The 11,843-nt window shown below is 75.3% G+C and carries 5 protein-coding genes; 1 reads left to right on the top strand and 4 read right to left on the bottom strand.

Annotated elements, in window-relative coordinates; genetic code table 11:
- Positions 1–80: 80 nt before the first annotated feature.
- The gene (locus tag ICW40_RS21370; RefSeq protein ID WP_221652257.1) at positions 81–4,478 is read right to left on the bottom strand and encodes a hypothetical protein; all 4,398 of its coding nucleotides are present in this window, start codon (positions 4,476–4,478) and stop codon (positions 81–83) included.
- 410 nt (positions 4,479–4,888) lie between these two features.
- Between ICW40_RS21370 and ICW40_RS02510 the strand changes: the two genes are divergently transcribed.
- Positions 4,889–5,989, top strand: a complete 1,101-nt coding sequence (locus tag ICW40_RS02510) for a fatty acid desaturase family protein (RefSeq protein WP_221652256.1) — start codon at positions 4,889–4,891, stop codon at positions 5,987–5,989.
- Between the two features lie 169 nt (positions 5,990–6,158).
- On the opposite strand, the gene ICW40_RS02505 is transcribed toward ICW40_RS02510, so the two are convergent.
- From ICW40_RS02505 to ICW40_RS02495, 3 genes are all read right to left on the bottom strand, one after another.
- Complete coding sequence (locus tag ICW40_RS02505) at positions 6,159–7,247, bottom strand: HNH endonuclease family protein (RefSeq protein ID WP_308121586.1); 1,089 nt, start codon at positions 7,245–7,247, stop codon at positions 6,159–6,161.
- 66 nt (positions 7,248–7,313) lie between these two features.
- The gene (locus tag ICW40_RS02500) at positions 7,314–8,111 is read right to left on the bottom strand and encodes a hypothetical protein (RefSeq protein WP_221652255.1); all 798 of its coding nucleotides are present in this window, start codon (positions 8,109–8,111) and stop codon (positions 7,314–7,316) included.
- A gap of 114 nt (positions 8,112–8,225) precedes the next feature.
- The coding region (locus tag ICW40_RS02495; protein ID WP_221652254.1) for a glycoside hydrolase at positions 8,226–11,843 on the bottom strand (3,618 nt) is incomplete at its 5' end.

Below are 11,843 nucleotides of genomic sequence, written 5' to 3'. Positions count from 1 at the left end.
GGTCGGCGCCGAGGCGCCGTCCGGCTCCGCCGTGACGTGCTCGCCGTCGGACCCGCCCCCGGGCCGCGGTGCGGCCGGGCTCATCGGGACCGCTTCACCGCACCGTTGACCGCGGCGTCGACGCGGCTGCCGCGCCGGGCGAGGCGCAGCTCGGTCCGGAGCGCGGTCGCGAGGTCCTCGGCGCTGCGCGGGATGCCGTCCGAGCGGATCCAGGCCACGACGTCGTCGAGCTGGTCGTCGCTGTACGCGCCGATTGGCAGGCCGGGCTCGACGTCGGGGCGTGGCGACCTGCCGTCGGCGTCGGGCACCTCGAACAGCGGGTCCATCGTCGGGGCGTCGGACGGCGCGGCCATGACGGCCGCCCGGCCGACGGCACTGGTCCGCACCGGAGGGGCAGCGGCCCGCGAGGGCGCGGACGCCGAGGGCGGCGGCGCGGTGACGGTCCGGGTGACGGTCGCGACGGGCACCACGGGGGCGACGGGCGGGACGACGGCGTCGTCGGCCGCGGGTCCCGGCTCGGGCGCGCGGTCCTGCGCCGGCGCCGCGGCCGGGTCCTGCACCGCCTCGGTCGCCGCCTCGATCGCCGCCTCGGGCGCCATCTGCGGCACGGTCAGCCGCGGACGGGGCCGCGGCGTGCTCGCGCGCCGGCGCCGGTAGGCGTCCGCGACCGCCGCCGCGACCGCGTCCGCCTCGCCCTGGGGGTCGAGGAAGGCCGCGGCCGACCACACCTGGACCACGGTCCAGCCGAGCCGCTCGAGCCGCTCCGGGATCTGGCGGTCCCGCACGCGGACGCTCGGCTCGTCGACGTAGGCGGCGTCGTCCGTGAGGACCGCGACGAGCATCGCGTCGGGCAGGTCCGGGTGGCCGACGACGAGCGGGATGCGCGAGCCGTCGAGCCCGTGGTCGAGGTCGACCGTCAGGCCCATCCGCCACAGACGCTCCGCGAGGTCGAGCACCAGCCGGTCCGGTTCGGGCCCGTGCGGAGCCGGACGCGGCCGCCCGACGTCGGCCCCGGCCGCGGTGCGCTCGCCCGCGAGCGCGAGCAGCTCGGCGAGCATCTGCGCCCCGGGCGCGCGCAGGCGGTCGGGGTCCAGCTCCTCGGGACCGAAGCAGCTGACCACGGTGAGCCGGCGTCGGACCGAGCCGAGCGCCTCGAGCAGGAGGCCGGCGCCACCCTGCTCGCTGATCGCGCCGAACCGGTGGAGCACACGTCCGTGCGGGGTCCGGCCGAAGCCGAGCGAGAAGATGACGGCCTCACGGCTGAGCCCCTGCGCCGCGGCGACGTCGACCACGGCGAACGGCTCCGGGTGGTCGACGCGGAAGAACGCCCCGAGCGCGGGGTTGTCGCGCACCTCCGCCATGACGGCGTCGCGCACGGCCTCCGCGTGGGCGGGCGACGCCGTGACGACGGCGAGGGACTCCTCGGGCCGGGTCAGGGCGTGCTCCGCGACGAGGTCGACGACGTGCTCGACCTCCGCGCGCGTGGCCTCCACCGCACCCGAGGCCGCGGGCATGCCCGAGCCGTCGACGACGTCGAGCCGGAGCAGCGCCGACACCGACGGCAGCGGCGTCGCGACGAGCCGCCCCGCGTACCCGTGGTCGGCGAGGAACTGCGTGAGGTGCGGGTCGCGCCGCGAGGAGTCGGCGTGCAGCGGGATGGACGGCAGCACCGCGGCGAGCTCGGTCATCGCGGTACCCGACGCACACCGCGTGTCGCCCACCACGACGACCTGCCGTCCCCGGGCGAGCGCGCAGAGCACCGTCTCGAGCGGCAGGTGGTTCGCGGCGTCGAGGATGACGAGGTCCTCGGTGCGGCGCGGGGGCAGCAGGTGCGGCACGAGCATCGGCGCGGACACCAGGCACGGGCGCAGATGGCGCGTGACGGCCGGGTAGCGCTCGACGGCGTGGCGCAGCGTCGTGAACCGGTCCTCGACGATGTCGCCGAACAGCTGCTGGGTCTCCTCGTCCGCGGCCCGCAGCCGCGTGCGCAGGCTCTCGCGCGCGGAGGCCTTGGCGAGCAGCGCGCGGTCCTGCAGGTGGCGCAGGTCGAGGGTCCGGAACTCCGCGACGAGGCGGGCGAGCGCCGTCCCGTCGTACCCCGCGAGCGCCGGGTCCGCGGCGAGCAGCTGCTCCAGCACCGTGCTCCACCACGCGAGCTCGAGCTCCGCGGTCACCATGACGGCCGGGACACCCCGCTCGGCGAGGTCGCTCAGCAGCGGGCCGAGCCCCTGGCGGTCGAGCGCCCGGACGAGCGCGGTGCGCTCGGGCAGCGTCTCGAGCGCGGACCGGTCGAGGTGCAGCCGACGCAGGCGGTCCCCGAGCTCGGCCCAGGGCAGGTCGAGCAGCGCGCCGCCCTGCACCGTGTTCGCCAGCACCGCCGCGAGTGCGTCGAGGTCCTCGCGCACCTCCGCGAAGTCGTGCTCGATGTCCGCGAGGCCGTCGGGGATGCGGGGCCATCCGCCCGCCGGGCAGTGCGCCTGCCACAGCTCGCGCTGAGCCTGCACGTCGACGAGGGCGGCGTGCAGGTCCGCGACCGGACGTCCGGGCCGCACCATGTCCTTGGCCTGCTTGCGCAGACGCCGGCGCAGTCCGCCGCTCATCTCGATGCCGCGCTCCTCGCGCCAGCCCTTGGGGGCGGTGGCCGCGACGAGGTCGGCGGCCGAGCGCTCGAAGACGAGCGGCTGGAAGACGTCGAGCGCACCCCGCACGCCCGCGAGCATCGCGAGCTGCTCGGCCCACTGGGCCGGCGTCCGGGCCGGCGTCAGCCCGGTGGCGTCGGCGACCCGCTCCACCTCCGCCTGGAGCCTGGGCAGCGAGACCTGCACGAGCCGCTCGATCCGCGCGAGCGCGGCCGCCGCCCGGTCCTGGGTGGGCAGGTCCGCGCCGTACCAGGGCGTCGTCCGCGAGCTCGCTGAGAAGGCGCCGAGGCCTGCGGCCCGCACGAGGTCCGTCGCCGCCTGGGCGCGCCGCTCACCGGTGAGCGACTCGGCCACCGGCGGCGTGAGGCGCACGGTCGTCTGCGGCGCAGGCCGCACCGACGTGAGCCGGGCGAGCGCCTGGAGCGCGTCGTACGCGCTCGTCCCCCACGGCTCGCGCACCGCGTGCAGCCCCTCGATGTAGCCGCTCAGCCGACGACGCCGGTCCAGCAGCTCGCGCTGCACGATGGCGACCTTCTCGCCGTCGACCGGCACGGGCTCGACCGTCATGGCGGCGAGCAGGCGTCGCGCCGAGCTCGCGCGCCAGCCCGAGTCCGGCGCCACGTCGAGGACGAGCTCGTCGAGGCCGAGGCCGGTCAGCCGGTCGGTCAGCGCCTGGGCCGCCCGGCGGTGACCGGGGACGTAGAGCACGGTGCGCCCGCTCGCCGCGGCGTCCGCGACGACGGCCGCGAGCGTGCCCGCGACGTCGCTGCCGGCCGGGGCGTCGACGAGCAGGTGGTGACCGGCAGCGACGGCGTCGAGCACGTACTCCTGGACCGGGTCGAGGTCCCCGACGCCGCGCTCCTGGTCGAGCGGGCGGTCCCCGCGCAGCGGCGTGGGCAGCGGGTGCTGGAGCGCGTCGATCGCGCGCTGGTCCCCCGCGAGCGCCGCGACGAGCTCGTGCTGGTGCAGCGAGAGCGCCTGGGCGTCGAGGTCGGCGACGAGCGCCTGCTCGGGGTGCACGAACGTGCCCACGAGGAGCCGGTCCTCGAGCCGGAAGTCGTCGAGCACGGCCGAGCCCAGGGAGGTGAGGCGCTCGAGCGCCGGGCGCGGGTCGAAGCCCGACGCCGTGAACGCGCCGCGCGCGAGCGCCGTGGGGTCGAGCAGCGCGCCGCGGCTGCGCAGCGCCGTCGCGAGCAGCGGGTTGATCTCGAGCGACGGCTCGAGCACGAGGTCGTAGTCGCTCTCGCCGCGGCCGCGCGCCGTCACCGCGACAGGGCGCAGCAGCACGGGGGCGCGCACCGTCCGGGTCGCCGCGTCCGCGTCGGGCTCGGCCGACGTCGTCCCGGCAGGGCGGGTCGTCGAGGCACCGCGGGTCGCGGCGGCGAGCACGGCGACGTCGTCGGCGGGCTCGGCGGCGTCGCCCGCGGCGCGCGTCTCGGTCCAGGTCGCGACACCGATCGCGAGGAAGGCGGACGCGATCCCGTACCGCTGCGCGTGCTCGTCGGCGAGCACGCCGACGGCACGGGCGCGGCGCTTGGCCGTGGAGAGCGCCGACCCCTCGCGCACGAGGTTCGACAACCGGGTGGGCCGGCCGGCGAAGAGCTGGGCGATCCCCGAGGGGTGCGCGGCGGACAGGTCGAGCTGCGCGTCGCCGAGCCGGTCGACGTCGGCCAGCGCCGAATGACCGCCGCGGGCGACGAGCCGGGCCCGCCACTCGTCACGGACGCGGTCGACCAGCTGGGCGGTCGTCAGGGGAGGAACGGCGACGGGGGCGGCGGCACCTGACCCGGGGCGTCCGCCGTCGGGTCCCGGTGCGTGCCTGCGCTCGGGAGCTGTCACGCATCCACGCTAACCGCGTCGTGCCGCGCTGCCGGGGTGCCGCGCCGCTCGCAGCGCGCCTGTCACCCGGTCGGGCAGGGAAGCGTGGTGCCGCGGCGCAGAGGCGGGGCCTCGGGACGGAGGACGGCGGGCGGACCGGCGGGATGAACACGCTGGTCAGGGACCTGATCCCGGACATAGAACAGTGCGCACCGCGCAGGGGGCAGGCGATGCGCACTGTCAGGGCCAGTGTGCCCGGCGGTGAGAGCCGGGTCAAACCTCTCGTTGAAGTCTCGACCACTTCTCACCCGTCCGTGTCAGGTGCGTCACCTTCCCGCGACGTGGGGCCGTCCCGAGGTTACGCTTGCGTAGGTTCCCTGATGTGCTGCTCCGGCGATGCGTCACCCTCCCCACAGATGCGGACGCGTCGTATGGACACACTGCCCACGCCTACCCTCACCACGGCTCCCGCCGCCACGCCCCCACGTGAGCGGCCGGCGAGCGAGTTCACGGCCCTGAGCCGCACGGTGCAGGAGGCGGGGCTCATGCGCCGCCGGTACGGCTACTACTGGACCAAGTTCGCGGTGCTGACCACCGTGCTCGCGGGCCTCGTCGCCGCCGTCGTGCTCCTCGGGGACACGTGGTGGCAGCTCGCCGTCGCGGCCGCGCTCGCCGTCGTGCTCGGTCAGGTCATGTTCCTGGGGCACGACGCGGCGCACCGCCAGATCTTCAAGTCCGGCCGGTGGAACGACTGGGCGAGCCTCGTGCTCGCGAACCTCTACGCGGGCATGAGCTACGGCTGGTGGCAGCACAAGCACAGCCGCCACCACGCCAAGCCGAACCAGGTCGGCGCGGACCCGGACATCGCCCCGGACGTGATCGTGTTCCACAACGAGGACCGCACGGCCCCGGTGACCGGCCTGCGCGCGTGGTTCCACGCCCGTCAGGGCTGGCTCTTCTTCCCGCTGCTGCTGCTCGAGGGCCTCAACCTGCACGTCGCGGGCGTCAAGACGATCTTCGGCAAGGGCGAGGTCAAGCGCCGCCCGGTCGAGATCGCCTTCGTCACGCTGCGCCTGGTCGGCTACGTCGCGCTCGTCTTCTGGGCGCTGCCCGTCGGCATGGCCTTCGCCTTCCTCGGCGTGCAGCTGGCGATCTTCGGGCTCTACATGGGTGCGGTCTTCGCGCCCAACCACAAGGGCATGCCGATCGTCCCGCGCAACAGCCGGATCGACTTCCTCAGCCGCCAGGTCCTCATGAGCCGCAACGTCACGGGCGGCCGGCTCACGGACTGGTTCATGGGCGGTCTCAACTACCAGGTCGAGCACCACCTCTTCCCGAGCATGCCGCGCCCGCACCTGCGCCGCGTGCAGCCGATCGTGCGGGAGTTCTGCGCGTCGCGCGGCATCCGCTACACCGAGACGAGCCTCGCGCAGTCCTACGGCATCGTCATCGCGTACCTCAACCGCGTCGGCCTGGCCGCGCGTGACCCGTTCCAGTGCCCCATCACGATGGAGTTCCGCTCCGCCCGCTGACCGCGCCCGCGCGGCCCGCTCGCAGCCTGCGCCCTGGGATGTGCGGCGCATGGTGCTGCTGGTGCCCGTGAGGACAGATGTCTGTCTCGGTGGTGGCCGTGCGCCTCACGAGCACCATGCGCCGCACGTCCCGGAGTGAACGAGGCCACCCGGGGGCCCAGGAGTGGCCCTACGGGGCGCCCGGGAGCGACTCGCACGCGACGCCGTCACCGTCGCCGTCGAGGGCCGCGACGTCGCCGAAGAACGGCAGGTAGGCCTCGTACCAGCCCTGCGCCTCGGGCCAGGACCCGAGGTCGCCGCAGTCGACGGTGTTCCCCGGGTTCGCCGGCGCGACCGGCGCGGGTGCCGGGACGGGCGCCGGGGCCGGTTCGGGTGCCGGCGGCGGGACCGCGGCCGGTGCCGGGTCCGACTGTGCCTCGTCCCCCGGAGCCGGGGCGGGCGGGACCGCGGACCCGGGCGGCAGCGGCTCGTCCGGGCACGCGGACAGCACGCTGACCATGGCGTTCTGCTCGGCGGCGGTCACCCAGAGGCCGTACGTGTACTTGACGGCCACCTGCCGGGCGACGTAGGCGCAGCGGTAGCCCTTCGCCGGCGGCAGCCACGTCGCGGTGTCGCCGTCGCCCTTCTGCGCGTTGAGCGGGCCGTCGACCGCGAGCAGGTTGAGCGGGTCGTTGGCGAACTGCGTCCGGCGGGCGTCGTCCCAGCCCTGGGCACCCTTCTGCCACGCGTCGGAGAGCGCGACGACGTGGTCGATCTGCACGGCCGGGCTGGTCGCCTCGCCTCGCTGGAAGGCGATCGTCGCGCCGCCGTAGGGGTCGACGAGCGTCCCGGTCACGACCACGCAGTCGTGGGTGCCCGGCTTGAAGGTCTGCGGCTCGAGGTCACGCGCGAGGACGTCGTTGCGGGTGTCGCAGCCGTTGCGGTCGACGTCGACCCAGCCGTCGCCGAACAGCGCCCGGTCGTAGCCGGTCCTCGACGCGCGGCCCTTGACCTCGAGCAGCATCGCCGTCGCGAGCGCCGACTGCGGCGGGGCGGTCGCAGCGATCGAGGCGACGTCGCTCGGCGCGAGCTCGGGCGACGGCAGCGTCGCAGCCTCGTCCTCCACCCCTGCGGGCACCGCGTCGCCGCCCGGCTGCAGCGGCTCGGGGCCCCCGCACGCCGTCAGGAGGAGCGGTGCCGCCGCCAGGACCGCCAGCGCCCGCGCACCCGCGGCGAGGCGCGCGCGCCACGCGGCACGGACGAGCGAGGAGGGCGGCACGCCTCATGATCGGTCGCTGCTGCGACCGAGTGAGGCCCGACACGCGCGCGCTACGGGCGAAACACCTCAGGGCACGGGCGTGACGGCCCAGGTGCCGTCGGTCGTGATCGCGAGCACGCCCGGGAAGGCCAGCTCGTAGGTCTCCGTGAAGGCCGCGTCGTCGCCGAACAGCACGCTCTCCGGGCCGGTCGGTCCCACCTCGACGGCGGAGAACGCCCGCCCCGAGAACCGGTCGTCCGGCCCGGCCGGCGTGTACGTGACCTGGATGCCGCTCGCGGTGTCGCCGAGGAAGAGGACGGTGGACCCCGTCCCCTGCTGCGCCCCCGTCACCGGCGCGAGGTCGTTCCAGCTCTGGAGGGTGACGGTCCAGGAGCCCTCCGCCCGCACGACGACGACCTGCTCGGGCGCGGTGTCCTTGAAGATGTCGACGAGGTAGGCGCCACGGAACGGCGCCACGCCCTCGCCCCAGGGCGAGGAGCGGTCGGGCTGCGTCACCTCGACCGGCCCCTGGCACGCGGAGCAGTCGAGGTCCACGACGACCGCGATGTCGCCCTGACGCGTGAAGCCGACGACGGCGGGCCCGGTGCCGCCGAGCGTCGCCGGGACCCCGTCCCCCACCACGCCCGCGTGCAACTGCTGGTCGGGCAGCGGCTCCTCCGCGTCGGACGGCGTCGGGCTCGGTGCGGGCGACGGCGTGGCGGTGGGCGTCACCTGCGCCGCGACCGGCTCCTTCGACTTCTCGGCCGGGGCGGCCGTCGGGGCGCAGGCGCCGCACAGCGTCATCGCCGCGGTCAGGGCGACCGCCGCTCCGCGGCGCGGTGCACGTCGCCGAACGGGACGACGGGTGGGGCGCGGTGCGGGCATCCCGGCATCATGCCGGACGTCGCCCGCACCGCACCCCGCCCACCTCGTCCCGCCTACCTCGTCCCGAGCGGCCCGCGAGCCGTGCGGACCGGCTCAGCCGTCAGAACCAGCTCGTCAGAACCAGCTCAGCCACGGCACGACCGTCACGGTCGCTGACCGCAGCGGCACGCCGTCGGCCGTCACCGTGAGCGTGTGCTCGCCGTACGTCGTGCGCAGCGGCACGAGGGCGAGCGTCACCGCGACGCCGCTCCGGTGCACCACGCTGCTCGCCAGCACGCGGCCGTCGAGCTCGACGGCGATCCGCGACCCGGGCACCGAGCCGTGGACCGTCGTGAGCAGGATGCCGCCGCGCGTGAGCCGCTCGCCGTCGTCGACCGGACCACTCAGGCCGATGAGCGTGACCGTCGGGGTCACGACCGTCACCGTGGTGGTCCGGACCTGGGTGCCGTCCGGCGACGTCACCGTGACGGTCGCCCTCGGGTCCTGCGCCGTCGGTCCCGTGACCGTGACCGTGGCCTGCCGGTCGAGCGCGATGGCGGTGACGTCCGTGCCGGCCCCCTCGGGGACCTGGACCGTGTACTCGCCCTGCGCCGGGTCGAAGCCGGGCACCGGCACGCCGCCGACCCGCAGCGCCGCGAGGTCGGCGACCGCCGACGGCGAGGCCGCGAGGACGTCGATCTCCACCTCGGCGACGGTCATGTGCACGGGTGCGCCGTCCCGGAGGGACGGGTCGAGGACGAATCGCACGGCGTCCGTGCGGACCCCGCCCAGGTCGATCTCCGCCGTCGGCGCGCCCCCCTGCGGCACGGTGACCGTCTGCGGACCCCCCGGCACCGCGACCCAGGAGCCGTCGGTCGCGCGGTACTCCGCGAGCACCGTGCGCGCCCAGGACGGGTGCGAGCCGTCCCGGTAGAAGTGCACGGTGGCGGCGGACACGTCGGCCGGTGCCCCGAGGTCGTAGGTCAGGGTGTCCGACGGGCGCAGCGCGCCGGAGCGCCAGTTCGACCAGGCCTTGTCCGTCGTGTCCCCGTTGCGCGTGCCGTCGACGTCGTACCCGGGCTCGGTGAAGGTCGCCGACGCCGTCGTCGTCGGGAGCGGCGCCGCGTTGGCCGGCGTCGGCTCCGTGACGACGACCGCGAGGCTCGCGGGCAGCGTGCCCGACGGCGCCGTCGCGGTCCCCTCGACGCGGACGACGCCTACGGCCGCCGTCGCGCTCGCGTCGACCGTCGACCAGTCCCACGTGACGGGCAGGTCGTAGGTGCGCGGGCTCGTGCCCACGTGCGCGGGGACGACGTCGGGCGCCTGCGCGACGACCGAGGCGAGGTCCGCACCGACGTAGGTCGAGACCGACACCGGGTCCGTCAGCGTGTGGTCGCCGACGTCCACGACGGCGGTCGCCTCGAAGGGCGTGCCGAACACGTCGGCGCCGGTCCCGGTGACGGTGACCGCCCCGGGCTGCGCCCACGACGACGCGTCGGGCACCTGCCACGTGACCGCGACCGGCGTGCCCTCGCCCCACGGGTAGACCGGGACGACCGTCGCCGGCAGCTCGGGCGCGACGCCGACCGGCGTCGCGACCTGCACGGGAGCGACCGACTGGAGCTGCGCGGACCGGACGGTCCAGCGCTGGTGCGCGCCGGTGCTGCTGGTCCACGTGCCCACGCCGGTGCCGGCAGCCGTCCCCTCGCCCGCGACGTCGAGCTGCTCGGTCGTGGCGACGTTGAGCAGCGACCACGTACGGCCGTCGAGCGTGTTGAGGACCCACTGCTGCTCGGGTGTCGCTGCGGCCGTCCCCAGGTCGGAGGCGACGACGGCGACCGAGTGGTCCGGGCCGGCCGCGAGGACGCCACCCGTCGAGTCCGTGAGGACCACGGTGCGCCGGTTCGTGCCCTCGCCCGAGAGCGTGTGCAGCTCCCAGCGCTGGCCGGTGGCGCCCGCGGCGTCGTCGGCCAGCGGCTCGATCGTCGTGCCGTCCGCGTCCGCCGTGAGCAGCAGGCGGCTGCCCACGCCCTCGAGGAGCAGCCCCTCGTCGTCCGCGGGCACGGCGTCGTCGGCCGCGCCCGTGACGCCGTCGACGAGCAACGTGGTCACGGACTTCGCCGGGACCAGGACCGTGGCGGTCCGCGTCGCGGCGTCGACCGCGACGGGGGTGCCCTCGACGAGCGCGTTGGCCTCGAGGTCGTCGGACGTCGGGGCCGTCGTGACGACCGGCGTCACCGTGGCGCCGGCGTCGACCTGGCCGAAGAGCGACAGGTCGAGCGTGACCTGCTGAGCCTCGTCGGACTGGTTGACGTGCACGAGCGTGGCGCCTGTGCCGTCGCCGCGGAGGAAGGCGGTGGTCGCCTCGCTGTCCGTGGGCACCGACCAGTCACCGGGGTGGATGTGGTGGGTGAAGTTGCGGACGGTGTTGTACTTCGCGTTGGTCAGGACCTGGCACGAGGGGTCGGGGTACCCGGCCGCGACGCGGCGCGCGGAGTTGCCCTCGGCGTCGCAGTCGAAGTCGATGTAGACGCTGCCCCAGTTGGCGGTCTCGGTGATCTCCATGTTCCAGAGGTCCTCGACCGGCTGCCAGAAGACCCAGGCGTCCGGCTCGAGCTCGCGCAGGTCGTCGACGATGCGGTCGGCCATGCCGAGGCCGTTGTCGATGTTCGTGAGGTCGAGCCCGTCGACGCCGCTGAAGTCGCCCTCGACCTCGCTCATCCACAGCGGCTTGCCGCTCGTCTTGGCGATGTCCCGGGCGCGGACGCGGTCGCCCGTGCCGTAGGTGTGCACGTTGAGCTGCTCGGCAGCGGCGCGGGCCTCGTCGGTCCAGCCCCACCAGTCCGTCACGAACGTTCCGGGGTTGGTCTCGTCGGGCGCGGAGATCACCGCGTCGGTCGTGGTGGCGGGGTCGTCGAGCCGCGCGTCGAGCGCCTCGATCACCTGGGCCTGCAGGGCGGGACCCATGTGGGCGCCCTCCTGCCGGCAGCACTGGAGGGAGCCGTCCGGGTTGAGGAACGTGCCCCAGTAGTTCGTGTTCGGCTCGTTCATCGGGTTGACGGTGTCGACCTCGATGCCGTGCGCGTCCTCGATCTCCTCGACCACGCGCGTCATGTACGCGGCGAAGTCGTCGATGCTGTCCTGCCGCAGCTGGTCGGTGCTCGGGTCGAAGCCGCCCGTCGCGTAGCCGCTCTCGGTCATGAACCACGGCGGGGAGTTGCTGAACGCCTCCCAGTGCGTGATCCGGTCGTCCTGCACGAGGCGGTCGACCCACCAGCGCTGGCCGGGGTCCGCCGCGAGGTCGTAGGCGGCGTCGTCCTCCGGGTCCCAGGCCGCCCGGAACGCCTCGGCGTTCTCGAGCGTCGCCTCGTCGGTGTCTCCGTCCCCGTCGAGGTCCGCCTGCCACCAGCCGGGCACGTCGCCGCCCTGGCGCATGTAGGCCTCGGAGTCGACGTCGGTCGCGTTGCCGCCGCCGACGTTGTAGCGCGCGATGTTGAGGTTGAGCCCGTCCTCGCCGAACACCTTCTGGTACAGCTCCTCGCGCACGTCGGCGGGGTAGCCGCCCGTCGCGTGCGCGAACCAGACGAGGCTCGTGCCCCAGCCCTCGAAGGGCTCGGCCGCCCGGTAGCCGGGGTTGGGCGTCACGGTGACGGGCGTGGGCTCCGCCGCCGCCGTCGCGCCGGTCCCGGAAGCCGGTGCGGCGAGCGCGGCGGCTCCCGCGGCCGCAGGGGCGGGCGCCTCGGCCGCGAGGGC

This window comes from Actinotalea ferrariae (assembly GCF_019733465.1).
Classification (GTDB): domain Bacteria; phylum Actinomycetota; class Actinomycetes; order Actinomycetales; family Cellulomonadaceae; genus Actinotalea; species Actinotalea ferrariae_A.
Note: the sequence above shows the minus strand (reverse complement) of the source record. Positions and strands in the feature narration are given on the sequence as shown.